The following is a 14,151-nucleotide window of genomic DNA, read 5'->3' as shown; positions in this document are numbered from 1 at the left end:
TCGCCCTCCGCGTCGCCCATCGGCGCCTCCCACCGCTGCATGGACTCCTCGATCAGCCGGTTCGCATGGTTCCGCGCTTCGGCCAGGAACTTGGCGTAGTAGCGGAAGAGGCCCTGGATGCTCCGTCCGGCTCGGCGCGTCGAGTGGCACCCGTTGACCGCTGCCCTCTTTCGGTTCACGGTCTTGGCCGCAGCAGTCGTTGCAGACGGAAGAGAACTGGTGCCCGACCCAGCGGACGGCACGCGGAAGCGGCCTGGACCGGGTCGAGTGGCGGATACGAGGCGTGGGAGAACGGAGTGGCCCTCAGAGTACGAGGCCCGCGTCCTGGGACGGCGCCTGCCCAAAAGGACTGGCCGGAGCCTGAGACGAGAAGTCCCTTCAACGGAGCCCGGAGGGGTCGCGCTCGCTACCACTGGTACGGCAAGTACTTCCCGTCGAGGGTGATGACGACCCGGTCGCCCGCAGGGTCGGGAACACGCCGGACGTCGAGCCGAAAGTTGATCGCGCTCATGATGCCGTCGCCACACTGCTCGTGGATCAGCTCCTTGATGGTCGGCCCGTAGACCTGGACGACCTCGTAGAGCCGGTAAATCGTGGGATCCACGGGGACGGCCGCATCCAGGGCTCCCCGGGTCGGCTGAAGCTGGAAGGCAAGAGCGGCATCGTCGCCGAGTTCGAGCAATGCTGCCGCCGTGGCCGCCTCGTTCTTGCCCATCGGGTGCTGGCCGAGCAGAGCCGCCGTGGTCCAGGCCAGCGGCTTGCCGACCGCTTCGGCCAGTTGGGCCCACGTGACCCCGGTCTTCACCTTGGCCTGACGTACGGCTTCGGCGGCTTCCTGCTTGCTCAGCATGTGCATCTCCCTTGACGACGGTGGCCCTACTGGCACGTCACACCAGACGAGAATGCCCAACGCCACGACCCGTCAGGCGTTGGCGGGGCCGGTGCCATGACACAACATGCCGCCTGCACGCTGGTCGAGTTCGGCGCGGACTCCGCCGGTGTACGGGCTCCGGGGTCGACGCTCGTACGGCCCCGTGCAGTCCATCGTCGTGCCGTGTCCGTCGGCTCGCGCAAGATCGCGACCCTTCGCGCTCCGCCGGCCCGCACCGGGATGACCGCTTGGTCGGCGAAGGGGCTGCCATTCGGAGGTCCCGTGAAGTCGGCCACGCCCGGCCGCCACGTGCCGGACGGGGACGACCGCGCGTGGACCGCCGGACGCCCCGAGGTCAGCACCATGAGGATCGAACACCTACGCTACCTGCGTGGAAGGTCCGACCGGAGGAAAGGGAGCCCTCGTGGGAAGCGATCGCCTCAATGCGGCAGGCAGCGCCCCCAGCGCCCCGCGCCCCATTCCCCCCGGCCAGCGCCATGTGCACGGGTGGCCCGTCTCGCACTACGGCCCCGTCCCCCGTTTCCGCCCCGAACGCTGGAACCTGCGCGTCTTCGGCGCCACCGCCACCGGCGACGAGCACACGTGGACGTTCGACGACCTCACCGTGCTCCCCCGCACCACGGTGGTCGCCGACCTCCACTGCGCCACCGGTCCGACCTCGACGGACCACGAGTGGTACGGGATCCCCGCCGCGGCCGTCCTGAACCTGGTCCCGCCCGCGCCGGACGTCACCCACGTCATGGCCTGGGCGGAGTACGGCTACGCCGCCAACCTCCGCCTCGCCGACTTCACCACCCCCGAAACCCTCCTGGCCACCCACCACAACGGCGAGCCCCTCACCGCCGAGCACGGCTTCCCACTGCGCCTGGTCGTCCCGCACCTCTACGGCTACAAGAGCCCCAAGTGGCTGCGCGCCATCGAGTACCTGACCGCGGACCGGCGCGGCTTCTGGGAGGAACGCGGCTACCACAACATCGCCGACGCCTGGAAGGAGCAGCGCTACTCCTACCAGGAGCAAGAGGGCGACGGGCCAACGCTTCCGACCTCCTAGCACGGCAGCACCCCACCTTTTTGATCATCGGGCCCCGCTCCCCTGCCGAGAGTGCCTATGGTGGTGTCCTCAGATGCCTGCCAAAGCCGCGGTGATCATGCTCGCGCGTTCAACGGCAGGGTCTCTGGCAGCGGTGGTGATCCCACGGCGGGCCGCCCGCGTCTCCCCGTCCCCGGACCGTCTCCAGGACCCGGCAGGTACAGCAGCAGATGACGACGTCAGAGCCTGATCTGCAGGACCCTTACACCGCACCGCACTTCGCGACGTCCGCCCTGATCACGATCGATGTACAGCGCGACTTCCTCTCCGAAGCCCCCTACGGCGTGCCGGGCACCACAGAGATCCTGCCCGCGCTGCGGCGGGCCGTGTCCGCCTTCCGGGCTGCCGGGCGACCGGTGGTGCACGTCGTGCGCCTGTACGAGGACGGCGGAGGCGACGCCGACCTGGTGCGTCGGCGGCTACTAAAGTCGGGGGTACGGATCGCCGCGCCAGGCACTGCGGGCAGTGAGCCGGCCGACGGAATCCTTCCCGAGGCAGCACCCGCCCTGGACTCCGCACTGCTGCTGTCCGGCCGTCCCCAGCGCCTGGGCCCGCACGACTACGCGGTCTTCAAACCGCGCTGGGGAGCGTTCCATCGCACGTGTTTGGAGGAGCTGTTGCATGAACTTGCTGTCGACACCTTGGTGTTCGCCGGGTGTAACCTGCCCAACTGCCCGCGAGCAAGCATCGTGCAGGCGTCCGAGCGGGACTTCCGTGTCGCGCTGGTGCGGGACGCGGTCTCGCGGGTGACAGACTCGGCGCTGACCGAACTGGCGGGCATCGGCGTCCACCTCCTCAACGCCGACGCACTGGAAGGACGGCTTGCCGAACCGTCTCAGGGAACCGGCTGAAGATCCGGACACGGACCGGACTATGGGAGCCCAACACGTTCCCGGAGCCCGTACGCTGCCGCCGGTGCCATGTCCGGGGTCAGATGCCGGGGGCGGCGATGCCAGTCTTCGAGCCAGCCGACCCTCAGCGACCTACTGGTCGCAGCAGGGAACTTGAGAACTTCGCACGCCGATCGCACTCGCCCCGATCATCGCCTGCTTCTGCTCAATCTCCGCATTCATCATCCGGTTGGTGAGGGTCTCGGGAATCGTGAGCGCACGCCCACGAACCCTGACGACCCGCAGATCCCACCACAGCCCGCTCCGCGACACTCACTGCCGCTTCTCAATACCGGCGATCTCGCTCCAGGGAATCGATCGCCTGCTGGCGAAGGTACGGAACTCCACTCCGGTCACCGTCAGAAGCGCCCGGCCATAGATCCAGTTGGTCATGTGAAAGACCACGGCCAAGAAGTAGGTGCCGAAGCCACCGACCCACCACCACCGGTTCGACGCCGGCGCAGTCAGGGCCACTGCCAAAGCTGTACCGGCAAGCACCAGCATCACGATGCCGGTCCGCCACCACTACCTTCGGCCAGGGACGGTTGTTATTCCAGCCACATCCCGTCACGCATGATGACTCTCCCGCGTAGCTCCGGCTCGCCGCGCCAAGCGCGCACAGTCCTTGGGGCCACTCGTACATACAGAAAGGAACCCTCTTCCACGCGTGGATCCCACCCGAACTTGTCGGCGAACGCCTCCGCTGCACCTTCGGGCACCTCTTGTTCCGGGAAGCACTCCGCGTCACCTTGGAGGAGCACCACGTCGAAGGTGTCCGGTAGCGCCAGGCGCACGCGCGGCTCTTTGCGGACGTTCCGCGCAGTCACGGAAGTGGCGCTGGTGCACATCCACACTGCTCGCCCATCCCACAAGAACCACAGCGGCACCTGGTGCGGCCCGTGATCAGGGTGAGCCGTCGACACCCATACATCCCGCTCGGTAACGAGCCGCTCCAGAGCGTCGCGCATACGCTCCGCCGTCTGGCGGCGAACGATTCCCCTGGTCTCCATGAGGACCGACCCTAGCCAAGCAGGCGCGAAGCGCGCCTGAGGCGCAGGACCTACTCCCAGCGACCGATGAACCCCTCAGCTGCAGGTCAGCGGGATCAGGTCGCCCGGCGCGGGGCGGTGTGCGTGTTCGTCGGCGCGGACGACGGCGAGGAAGGCACGAGCCGGCATCGCGAGGGTGACCCAGCGGGCCCGGGAAGGGGAGCGGCGGACCTGGTGCTCATCCAGTCCGGCCAGCCCCTTCTCACTTCGGAAGGTTTCCTCCACCCGCCATCTGGAACCTGCGACCGATCGTGTCCGCCTTCACGGTGCGCATCGCGCCGAGCGCGGCGACCATCCGTCGGATCATCAACCGAGTCTGACCGCGGCGGCGTTCTTCTCCAGCAGGGCCGATTCCTTCGGGCGCAGGTTCTCGGGGACGGTGAGCAGGAGGCGGCCGGCGTGGCACGGGGTGGTGACGGGGCGGTCGCCTTCAGCGCGGCCCTGGTTGAGGTAGCAGACCAGCAGGTTGGCGCTGCCGGTATGGCCCAACTCCCGGATCTCCCGCAGTAGTGGGATGACGGCGACTGCCGGATCGACCGCGCGCCGGCCGCGCCGATGGCCGCGGTAAGGGGCGACGAGGGTGGACCGGTAGGCGGGAAGGGCGATGCGCAGGGCCTGGGGTTGGGGCATGCGGGCGTAGCGTTTGACGGTGTTCAGGGCCAGGCCGAGGCGGCGGGAGCAGTCGAGCAGGCCGACGCCCTGGCCGAGGAGGTCGTGAATCTTGTTCCAGCGTTCGAGTGTGGTCTGCTCGCGTACGCCGCCGGGGCGGGGCGGGTTGATGGTGGCCCAGCATCCGGCATGCGTGCGGACCTCGAGCTGGACTTTGTCGCAGAGATTTCGCCAGAGGGTACTGGTGGGCCGTCGGCGAGGTGCCTGCTGAGCAGGCCCTTTTCCCACGGCCCCCAGCCCGAACGACGCATGCGAGTTTTCCCCGCACGTCGCTCTCCAGTGACTACTCCGTGAGTGCTGGGGCGGGTTTCTTGCCATGGATGGCCGCGTGGCAACTTCCGCAGACCACAAGGGTCTTGCGGTGCCGTGCGGCCATGAGATCTGCCCATGGAGGCCGGTCGCCTGGTCGTGCGAGGTCGGCGAGCTTGGCAACGTGGTGGACTTCCACCTCATCGATCCGCCCGCAGGACTCGCACCGCCCGGCGAGGAGCCGGGTGACCAGCTCCTTGCGTTTGGTGTTGACCGGGGCCAGCCGACGGTCATTGATGACCGTCTTCTTGTCCCGTCGCAGCGGGATCCCGCCGAACCGTCCGACCAGCGGTTTCCTGCCGGTGCGTTCGACGCGTGCCTCGAAGCACTTGCGCGGCCCGTGCGGCGTGTCGATGGTGGTCGCGTATTTGCGTGCCATCTTCGACACCGACGAGCGGTGCTTGTTGGCGAGCGTCATCAGCATCGAGGTCTCCATGACCCATTGCAGCCGGGCGAGTCGGAAGACGTCGCCGGCCATCAGGTAGTACTGGACGATGCCGCGGTACTCGGACCCGTAGGTGCTGATGATGACGTGATCGTCCTGATTCAGCAGCTCGGGCCGACGCGCGAGTTTGCCGCGCTGCATGTACTGGGCCTGCTTGGCAGTTACCACCGAACGAGGGACGCGCAATCTGATGACCCCATTGACGGAACGCTTTCCGCCGGTGATCTTGCGGTCGTTGTGGTGCACGGTGATGTCGTAGCCGAGGAACCTCGCCGCCTGGGTGCGGGCGTGCGTGATGAGCGTCTTTTCTGGCGACAGTTCCAACTTGAGTTCGTCACGCAGGAACTGCGCCAACCGCTCCTTGATTTCCTCAGCTTCTGCCTTTGGTCCGGCGAACCCGAGCAGGGTGTCATCGCAGTAGCGCACATACCGAAGCCGCCTGTAGCCAGGATCCTGAGTATCCATGCTGGGCATGCTGCGGAGTTGCTTACGCAGCTCCCGTAACTGAATGCGGTCGCCACGCTTGCGGGCGCGTTGCATGGCCGCCCACACCCTGAAGAAGGCGCGGTTCGGCTTCCTGACCCTGCCTCGGGTGTATTCCGGGATCAGAACGTTCTCGATGTACTCGTCCATCTTATGCAGGTAGATGTTGGACAGGATCGGTGAAACAACCCCGCCTTGCGGACTCCCGCTGTGCGTGGCGTTCCAGATCCAGTCCTCCAGGTATCCGGCTTTGAGCATGTTGCGCACGAGCCGAAGGAACCGGTTGTCGTGGATTTCCTCTCCCAGGATTCTGAGCATGACCGAATGGTCAAGCCGGTCGAAGCACTGGGCGATGTCGCCCTCGACAAGCCAGACCGTCCCCGTCCAGGTATTGGCCACATCGCGCAGTGCGGTGTGGCTCCCCCGGCGGGCACGGAAACCGTGTGAGGAGTTGGAGAACGTCGGCTCGTAGTACGCCTCAAGAAGCAGGCGGATCACCTCGCCGACGAGTTTGTCACTCCAGGGTGGCAGGCCGAGCGGGCGCAGTTTCGTGCTGCCCCGCCCTTTCGGGATATAGACCCTGCAAGCCGGGCTCCATCGGTAGCGCTCGTGGCGCAGCGCGTCAATGACGTGCTCGATCTTGCCCAGCGACATGCCATCCACGGTCTCTCCAGTGACTCCGGGCGTCATCGCTCCCTTGTTGGAGTACAGACGTCCGTAAGCCGTGAGATACAACTGCGGATTGAAGAGCTGTCGATACAGTTCGTTGCACGGCAGGCCACGCCTGCCGCGTTCACGGAGGACACCCAGCACCGTTGCGGCACTCTGCATTTCGCATACCTCCCAAGTCTTGAGTGTCCGATCACCTGGTCCCCTTCGCCCGATGTGGACGGCTTTCCCGTCCTCCTTGGCCGGTCGTGACTCCGGCGACTACTACGGGGCCTCCGTCGCCATAGGAAGATCTCTTCCCGTAGGCGATCCCATGTTCGTCCTTGTCGTACGTTCTAGCGTGATGTAGGTGCCCCACTCATTCCCTTGAATGCCCTCACTGGGCATCGCTCCGCATTCCGGAAGGTGCGTCGACCATGGCATCAAGTCGTCGCAGGATGCGGCGTCGGTTACGGGCAGCTTTCCGACGGATTCGACCTTCAATCTCCTGGGAATTGGGGTTCAGGCAATTCAGCTTTCACCGTGTCACGCGGGCCCCTCGACGCGTCGCCTCTACTGCCTGAGAGTGACCGTCGATTTCCTGGCATGCTCTGGTCCCGTCACCGTTTCCAGATCGGGTAAGCCATCAGACCCAAGAATCTCCTTCCGAATTCATCCCGACTGAGTCGGGGATACGACAAGGCGCCTCATGGCGCACTGCCATCGGTCGCTGGCCTGCACCGCGTCGGGCAAGGCGCGACACACGGCCTCTGTGCAGGTGGCCGAGCCGTCCCCGCACACGACCTCGGCACCAACCAGGATGGTCACGCAGCCAGGACTCCAGGGTGGCCGTCTCGCGGCCGGGCAGGACCGCAACGCGTCTGCCGGTCTCGGCATCCGTGATGACCGTGGCGTAGCGGTGGCGGCGGCGCGGGGCGAAATCGTCCACGCCGATCACCCGCGGGACGGCTTGCTGCGGCAGCGGCAGGCGCCGCAGACGGCGCAGCTCGGTGCTGCGGGAGACGGGCACGGCTGGCAGTCCGGCCAGGCGTACGGCCGCCCAGCTGCACGACTCCCGTGCCACCTGCGATATCTGCCCGGCAAGCCGCACCGTGCAGCGCTGATGGCGCTCCAGCAGGCCGGGAACCTGCTCGCGGAAGGTCTGCCGCCGACAGCCCAGGGCCGGACATTCCAGCCGCCGTACACGCGGATGGACGACGACCGGACGGCCGTCGACCGGCATGTCCGTCACCGTCCGGCGGTGATACCCGTACATCCAGCCACGCAGGGCCTCGGGTGCACGCCGAGATCGACGGCCAGCTTCTTGACCTGTGCCCTTGTATCCGCGGTGCGGTACATCCACACCGCACGCTCACTCAACTCCCGCGGATACATTCTGGGTGCAGCCATGGTCACGGATCCTCTTACGAGTCCCATCTGACTTGCTGTCAGCATCCTTCGCATCTCGGGGACTCAGGGCCGTGCTCTGGCTGACCTCCCACCCAGGATCAGCCTACGAGTCTGTTGAGTCGCTCCAGTGTCTGGACTTGTGGCAGTTGTTTTTGTTCTTCATGCCCGACGACGAGAGGGCGCATCATCTCGATGGCGCCGTTCGAGTTGAGGCCGTCCTCGTGTGTGGCCATGTGGCAGTGCCAGACGGTGGTTCCCTCGATGGGGAATTTACTGACCCAGGCCGTGATGTAGTCAGGGTCCGAACTGAAGACATCCTTGGGCCCGGATTGGTATGCGGGTGCCGGCTCGAACGGCCCGATGGTGCCTGGTACGGGTTTGCCGTCGGGCGTCCATTGGCCCACGTGCCAGCGTCCGATGAGTTGCGGCTGATCGATGAGGTGTAGGTGGATCGGGTGTGCATCGGGGCTGTAGTTGCGGATGGCCCATACTTCCCAGGAGCCCAGTTGTGGGGTCTCGGTGGCCGGCTGGGTGTAGTTCAGAGGTTGGATCTCGTCTCCGAGCATGGGGTTGCCGTCGGTGGGTTCCGCGGCTTGGACGATGCGCAGCCGGGCTTTGCGCAGTTTGTGACCCAGCGATGGATCATTGTTCGTGTCTTCGATCGTTTTCGGGATGTGGGAACGGTCCGGTGAGCTGGTGCCGCGGCCGACGTCGAATCGCATGAGCTGCGGAATGGGCAGCCCTCCCCCGCCCATGGGGTAGGGAGCCGGTGCGTCGTTGGCCAGGACCCACTGCTGCGTGTCGTGGGCGTGGAAGTCCACGACGACGCGGTACCGCTCACCCGGTGCGATGAGCAGGTCGGAAACCCTTGCGGGGTGGCGCAGATAGCCCTGGTCGCTGGCGACCACCGTCATGGCAGGAGGAGTGCTCGTGCTTCCGCGCGCCTGTTCCTGTTGCCAGGACAGGTGGAAGTAGCGGGCGGAGGATTCGTTGAGGAAGGTGAACAAGTAGCGCCGGGGTTCCACCCGCTGCTTGGGCGCGATGGTGCCGTTGACGACGGGCAGGTCACCCCACTTCGTGTAACACAGCTGCTTGTTGCTGTCGAAAGACGCGCTCAGCAGCGCGTACGTCTTGGAAAAGGGGCCCTGCGGCAGGCCGAAGTTCCGTTCTCTGCGATCTGTTTGAGGTGAGTACCCGATCAGGCCCGCGTAGACGTGGGGGCCGGTGTTCCCATCGTCGTGGTCGTGGTAGAACAACGGCGCAGCGGCCTGCTTGCTCGGATACCGATAGGTGGCGGAGTCGCCGGGCATGACTTCAGAGCCCAGCGGGTCGGGCACTCCGTCGCTTTCCGCGCCCTGCAGGCCGCCGTGATGATGCAGGGTGAGCATGTTCTCGTTGTTCGTCGTCGGGAACGTAGGGAAGACAGGCGTTCCGGGGGGCGGCAGATCATTGACCAGCTTCACATCGATGGGGTGCCCCTCCCGGGTGACGATGGTGGGCCCGAAGTAGTCCATCTCAGCGTTGGCCGTGCTGTAGGCCAGAGTCTTGGACGCAGGCCAGGAGCTGGCGAAATGATGCGTGTAGTGGACTGCTGCCGTCAGCGTGTAGTGGTCCGCCCCGCCTCGCTCGCCTCCGCCGCGCTGCCACCCGCCCGGCCTATCCGCGTCCGGCTTCGCCAGGGGCGGCTGCTGCGCCTCGTCGACGAAAAACTGCGGCCGCGAGGCCGAGGAATTGCAGAGAGTGGCAGCGGACCGCTGCGCCTTCCGTACGCTGTGGCCGGCGACAGCCATCGCGGCCGAAGCGGGTCCTGCAGTCGCCATGAACGGCCCACCGGTCACCACCGCCAGCGCGGACAGCGCCGCCAGTGCTCCCTGTCCCGTTCTCCGGCGCTGTCGGCTGGCCGGCGCTCCCAACATCTCAAACCTCCACGACTCCGCGTCAAACTCACTTGGTCGAAATGCACCTAATCACCCGCCATTTACTGTGGGCGACTCACGTGGGCTCTCTCTGCCAGATTCACCCGAATGATCCTGAGTGCTTCCCGAGACGGTCATCGCCACCCACCTCGCAGGGTGGTGTCAGAGTCTGGCTTTTCGCGTGTCTGTGCTGGTCAGCGGGGTTCGAGGAGAGTCAGGGGGTGGGTGGACGGCTTGTGGGACGTCTTGCGGAGTCCGGCGGTGATGTTGTGGTGTCCGGCGGCACGGGGGCAGTTGATCGCGAAACTCCGCAAGGTGGCCATGTTCTCCGGGCCGTGCTCGGTGTGGACCTTGGAGTTGTTCTCGCAGAAGGCGGTGTCCCTTACGAAGTGGTGCCGGCTCTCGATGACCCACTGCGGACGAATGATCTTCGTGAGTCGTTGTGGGGGGCTTCCCGGCTGGTCGGGTCGGGTCGGGTCGGGTCGGTGATGACGTACACCGTCTCGCGGCCGCGCGTGCCGGTCTTCAGGCAGGCGCGGTGGCGTACGACCCGGGCGACCCGTGTGGCGTGCGGGAAGTCGAGGCCATCGACGGTCAGGACCCGCACCACGCGGGCCACCTTTCGGCCGTGCCCCTCGGTGCGGTCGTAGAACTCCTAGATTGATGCCAGAACACGGTCAAGCGCCGCCCGGCCCGCGGGTCCCCATGTCGGCTTGCCGCCTGGCAGGCCCCGCTCCCCGGCCCGGCCCATGAGGATGAGGAAAAGACTCTTCGCGGCAGCCAACCCTCGTGCGCGCCGGATCATCGCCTCGTCCGCGTGTGCGTACGCGTCGAAGAACCGTGCAGCCGCCCCCGCGGGAAGGAGCACCCAGGCGGCCGCGAGATCGACCGCCGGATCGCCGGCGCACATGTCACCGAAGTCGATCACGCCCGAGAGTGTCCCGTCCGAGACGACGACATTGGCTGGATGAAGGTCGCCGTGCAGCCAAACAGCCGGGCCCTGCCAATCGGGAGCCGCAACGGCCTCGTCCCAGACGTCCCGGACATTCCGAAGGTCAGCGGCATCGCCTCCGGAGGCGACTTCCTCGAGTCCCCTTTCGAAACCGTCCGAGAGCGTTTTGAGGGGAACGCCGCGATCCTGACTGACCGGCGCATCTGCGGGTGCCCTCACATGAAGTGCCTTGAGGAAGCCCGCCAAAGTGTCGCCCGCGCTGTCGTCGCTGACTGAGGCACGGTCGGCTGGTTCGCCGGGAACCCATGTCGCGATGGTCCATGGCCGGGGGAAACGTGCGGACGGTTCACCGATCCGCATGGGGGTCGGGACCGGTAGTGGAAGGTGCGGGGCCAGGGCGGGCAGCCACCGGTGCTCTTTGCGCAGGAGGGAGGGTGCTCGCTCCGTGCGCGGCATGCGCACGGCCAACTCGTTCCCGAGGCGCCACAGTTGGTTGTCCCAACCGCCGGCCACCTCACGCACGTCCAAGCCTGCAAGGTCAGGATGCTGCTCTCGCACCAGAGAGCGCACCAAGTTCTCATCGATCTCGAAGCTGTCCATGATCTCACTCAACCATCGGCCGTGGCTGACGACCCAGGCGTGGTGCCAGTTCCAAACAGTGCCGGACCGGCATCCCCACGTCTCAAGTGACCTTGAGAGAGGTTCTGGCTGCCTTCAGGAACAGGGTGTGCTGGCCGTGGTAAGCCCCGGACAGCCTGGTCCGAGCCGCCATCTGCGGTCCCAGGTCTCTTCGTACCGTGCCAAGCCAGACTGGTTCGGAAGCGTGGTCGTTGGTCGTACAGGAGAGACTGCTGAAGTGCAGTGGCCGTATGGACTACATCCGCTGGAGCACGAAGTTCGAGTGCAGCGAAGGCCCGCTTCAACCGCTGTGGATCGAACTCCTGGGCACGGCGTTTCATCTCGTCCCAACGCTCCTGGAACGCGTCCTCGTACATGGCCTGATAGTCCAGGTATACCTGCTCGGCTTGGAGGAGGAACTCTGGGCGCTGCACCGCCGGCGCCGAGGAGAGCTCCGCCGAACGCCGCTCCCGCAGCGATCAACCCAAGCGGAAACTCGCGGCGCCGGTGTCCTGTCTCAACGAACCCGGTCCGCGAGTTTCACCCAATCCACTCCGGTCAGGTCATCGGCACGCAGACGGCTAGCTTCACCGGTACCGCCGCGATCGGGGCGGTCGTGCACTTGCCGGCCACCGCCATCGAGGACGGCCGGGACCTGTCCTCGATGAGCGGCGTCCTGGCCGACACCGTCCACCGTCTGCTGTCGGCCCGGCGGCCCGGCCTCACTTCAGGTGCCGGGCGAAGAACCGGTTCCCGTCGTCGACCTCGAACCACGGGGTTCCGATGTGCCCGCCCATATTGGCGTGCAGCGTCTTCTCCTTGGTGCCGAAGGCGTCGAACAGGTCCAGGGCCCGCTGCCGGGGGTTCCCCTCGTCGTCCCACTGCAGCAGGAACAGCAGCGGAATGGTGACCTGCCGGGCCGATGAAGGACTCGAAGACCTCGTCGACCGGCTCGCCGGCCTGCATCGCCCGGCGGAGGTCGGCGCGGGCCTGCTCGTCGGCGGCGGAACGGGGCCGGTCACCGCACCCGGGGGCGTCGATGGCGCTGCCGGGGATCTCGCCGAGGATGAATTCGCGTTCGAGGACGCCGTCGTCGAGGCGCTGCTCGGAAGTGAATCGCATGGTCGTGCCCCTCGGGAGCGATCAGAGCGGCGCTCCCGGACGACCTACCGCCCGACCGTGACCCCGGAGGGGAGCACCCATGTCGATACTGCGTTCACGGGTACCCCCTCCTCGTTCTCTCGCACGGCCTCCGAAAAGCTAGTGCCGCCGTGGTCCGCCAACGGGTTTTCGCGGAGGCTCCGTGGCCGGATGCCACTGAGCGACTCGCCTAAAGGCCAAGGCCGTATAGTCAGGGGCTTCGGGCCTGTGTGGTCACGGTGTGGTGCAGGCCGGGACGTAGGAAGCGGAGCCCTGTCAGGGGATTGTCAAAGGACAGCTCACATTTCGTGTCGGAATCTCACGGCTGATGCCGGATGGAAGACGGATCCGACGTGGCGCTGAGACGTGCAGGTCGTGCCTGTACCTCGTTCGAATTGAAACGCCGACGCCTGGAAGGTCGAACGGTCGCGGCGGGAACAGCCGGTCCGGCCGTCACTGTTGCATCGACCGAGGGACCGGCGCCGCACGGGCGGGGAACACGGAGACCACGAGGTCATCCGCCCCGACAGGATCCGGGCCCCGGGATCGCGGTACGCCCGCCGCGCACTCGAACCAAGACGCATTTCTGCAGGAGGACTGTTTCATGACTGACCGGCCCTTGACGCTCATGGCAGTACACGCCCACCCCGATGACGAGGCCACCAGTACCGGAGGGGTCCTCGCGCAGTACGCGGCGGAAGGCATCCGCACGGTTCTCGTGACGTGTACCGACGGCCGTTGCGGTGACGGACCGGGGGGTGTCAAGCCGGGCGATCCCGGGCACGATCCGGCGGCCGTCGCCTTGATGCGCCGCCAAGAACTCAAGGCGAGCTGTGACGTCCTGAAGGTCAGCGATCTGGAGATGCTGGACTATGCCGACTCCGGGATGACGGGCTGGCCGAGCAACGACACCCCCGGATCCTTCTGGCAGACCCCCGTGGAGGAAGGCGCCGCCCGACTCGCGGAACTCATGCGGCACTACCGACCCGATGTGGTCGTCACTTACGACGAGAATGGTTTCTACGGCCACCCCGACCACATCCAGGCCCACCGCATCACGATGGCGGCACTGGAGATGACCGCGCTGACACCGAAGGTGTACTGGACGACGATGCCCCGCTCGATGATGCAGCGGTTCGGTGAGATCATGCGCGAATTTCATGAGGACATGCCGGAGCCGGATCCTGCCGAGGCCGCCGCGATGGCCGAGATCGGCCTCCCCGACGACGAGATCACCACGTGGGTGGACACCACCGCATTCAGCGGTCAGAAGTTCGACGCGCTGGCCGCGCACGCCAGTCAGGGCGAGAACATCTTCTTCCTCAAGATGGGCAAGGAGAGGTTCGGCGAGTTGATGGGCACGGAGACCTTCGTACGTGTCCAGGACGCCACCGGTGCGGCCGTACCCGAGAACGATCTCTTCGCCGGACTGCGCTGATCCGCCCGCGCCGCCGACCGGACATCGCGCCCGTCCCCAAACCACCTGGTAACCGGACAGGTGGGAGACTTGTCGGCTGCCGACTCGGAACGAAGCCAGTCGACCGCGAGGCCCCGACCAGTAAGGACAAAGTTCGTTGAGACGGTCGACGCACTGAGTGGTCCGCTCGTTCCCTGCCGTCGGCCTGCGTCAAATCGATTCG

Annotated in this window: 11 protein-coding genes and 4 pseudogenes; 3 read left to right on the top strand and 12 right to left on the bottom strand. The window is 66.3% G+C overall.

Going from position 1 to position 14,151, the window contains the following annotated elements; genetic code table 11:
- Positions 1-406: 406 nt before the first annotated feature.
- Positions 407-850: a cyanase gene (gene cynS, locus OG568_RS41635; protein ID WP_266417160.1), complete on the bottom strand. Its 444-nt coding sequence runs from the start codon at positions 848-850 to the stop codon at positions 407-409.
- A 445-nt stretch (positions 851-1,295) separates the two neighbouring features.
- Here cynS and OG568_RS41630 point away from each other — a divergent pair, with 445 nt between their 5' ends.
- Entirely contained in the window at positions 1,296-1,943 is a 648-nt protein-coding gene (locus OG568_RS41630) for a molybdopterin-dependent oxidoreductase (RefSeq protein ID WP_329535251.1), read from the top strand.
- A gap of 209 nt (positions 1,944-2,152) precedes the next feature.
- Positions 2,153-2,833, top strand: a complete 681-nt coding sequence (locus OG568_RS41625) for a cysteine hydrolase family protein (protein ID WP_329535250.1) — start codon at positions 2,153-2,155, stop codon at positions 2,831-2,833.
- 312 nt (positions 2,834-3,145) lie between these two features.
- Here OG568_RS41625 and OG568_RS41620 read toward each other — a convergent pair whose 3' ends face one another.
- The 11 genes and pseudogenes from OG568_RS41620 to OG568_RS41570 all read right to left on the bottom strand — a co-directional run bounded on the left by OG568_RS41620 (position 3,146) and on the right by OG568_RS41570 (position 12,493).
- Positions 3,146-3,379, bottom strand: a complete 234-nt coding sequence (locus OG568_RS41620; protein WP_329535249.1) for a hypothetical protein — start codon at positions 3,377-3,379, stop codon at positions 3,146-3,148.
- Positions 3,380-3,420: 41 nt separating this feature from the next.
- Complete coding sequence (locus OG568_RS41615) at positions 3,421-3,882, bottom strand: pyridoxamine 5'-phosphate oxidase family protein (RefSeq protein ID WP_329535248.1); 462 nt, start codon at positions 3,880-3,882, stop codon at positions 3,421-3,423.
- A 78-nt stretch (positions 3,883-3,960) separates the two neighbouring features.
- A pseudogene (locus OG568_RS41610) lies at positions 3,961-4,167 on the bottom strand (IS701 family transposase); the annotation flags it as partial.
- A 93-nt stretch (positions 4,168-4,260) separates the two neighbouring features.
- Positions 4,261-4,767 (bottom strand): annotated as a pseudogene (locus OG568_RS41605) (ISL3 family transposase); the annotation flags it as partial.
- A 106-nt stretch (positions 4,768-4,873) separates the two neighbouring features.
- Positions 4,874-6,658: a reverse transcriptase/maturase family protein gene (locus OG568_RS41600; RefSeq protein WP_329535247.1), complete on the bottom strand. Its 1,785-nt coding sequence runs from the start codon at positions 6,656-6,658 to the stop codon at positions 4,874-4,876.
- Positions 6,659-7,195: 537 nt separating this feature from the next.
- Positions 7,196-7,763, bottom strand: a pseudogene (locus OG568_RS41595) (transposase); the annotation flags it as partial.
- Positions 7,724-7,885: a hypothetical protein gene (locus OG568_RS41590; protein WP_329536668.1), complete on the bottom strand. Its 162-nt coding sequence runs from the start codon at positions 7,883-7,885 to the stop codon at positions 7,724-7,726. The pseudogene OG568_RS41595 and the gene OG568_RS41590, both read right to left, overlap by 40 nt.
- Before the next feature lie 98 nt (positions 7,886-7,983).
- Entirely contained in the window at positions 7,984-9,801 is a 1,818-nt protein-coding gene (locus OG568_RS41585; RefSeq protein WP_329535246.1) for a multicopper oxidase family protein, read from the bottom strand.
- A 382-nt stretch (positions 9,802-10,183) separates the two neighbouring features.
- Positions 10,184-10,411, bottom strand: coding sequence for a hypothetical protein (locus tag OG568_RS41580; protein WP_329535245.1), 228 nt, complete (start codon positions 10,409-10,411; stop codon positions 10,184-10,186).
- A 45-nt stretch (positions 10,412-10,456) separates the two neighbouring features.
- Positions 10,457-11,353, bottom strand: a complete 897-nt coding sequence (locus OG568_RS41575) for an aminoglycoside phosphotransferase family protein (protein ID WP_329535244.1) — start codon at positions 11,351-11,353, stop codon at positions 10,457-10,459.
- A 740-nt stretch (positions 11,354-12,093) separates the two neighbouring features.
- Positions 12,094-12,493, bottom strand: a pseudogene (locus OG568_RS41570) (hypothetical protein).
- A 622-nt stretch (positions 12,494-13,115) separates the two neighbouring features.
- On the opposite strand from OG568_RS41570, the gene OG568_RS41565 reads away from it, so the two are divergent.
- Complete coding sequence (locus tag OG568_RS41565; protein ID WP_329535243.1) at positions 13,116-13,949, top strand: PIG-L family deacetylase; 834 nt, start codon at positions 13,116-13,118, stop codon at positions 13,947-13,949.
- Positions 13,950-14,151 lie beyond the last annotated feature (202 nt).

The organism is Streptomyces sp. NBC_01450 (assembly GCF_036227505.1).
Taxonomy (GTDB): domain Bacteria; phylum Actinomycetota; class Actinomycetes; order Streptomycetales; family Streptomycetaceae; genus Streptomyces.
Note: the sequence above shows the minus strand (reverse complement) of the source record. Positions and strands in the feature narration are given on the sequence as shown.

What these genes read in the sequence shown, in the direction of transcription:
- OG568_RS41590 (WP_329536668.1), bottom strand. Translation starts at nt 7,885, where the DNA reads ATGGCTGCACCCAGAATGTATCCGCGGGAGTTGAGTGAGCGTGCGGTG.
- OG568_RS41575 (WP_329535244.1), bottom strand. Translation starts at nt 11,353, where the DNA reads ATGGACAGCTTCGAGATCGATGAGAACTTGGTGCGCTCTCTGGTGCGA.
- OG568_RS41615 (WP_329535248.1), bottom strand. Translation starts at nt 3,882, where the DNA reads ATGGAGACCAGGGGAATCGTTCGCCGCCAGACGGCGGAGCGTATGCGC.
- OG568_RS41600 (WP_329535247.1), bottom strand. Translation starts at nt 6,658, where the DNA reads ATGCAGAGTGCCGCAACGGTGCTGGGTGTCCTCCGTGAACGCGGCAGG.
- OG568_RS41565 (WP_329535243.1), top strand. Translation starts at nt 13,116, where the DNA reads ATGACTGACCGGCCCTTGACGCTCATGGCAGTACACGCCCACCCCGAT.
- OG568_RS41625 (WP_329535250.1), top strand. Translation starts at nt 2,153, where the DNA reads ATGACGACGTCAGAGCCTGATCTGCAGGACCCTTACACCGCACCGCAC.
- OG568_RS41585 (WP_329535246.1), bottom strand. Translation starts at nt 9,801, where the DNA reads ATGTTGGGAGCGCCGGCCAGCCGACAGCGCCGGAGAACGGGACAGGGA.
- cynS (WP_266417160.1), bottom strand. Translation starts at nt 850, where the DNA reads ATGCTGAGCAAGCAGGAAGCCGCCGAAGCCGTACGTCAGGCCAAGGTG.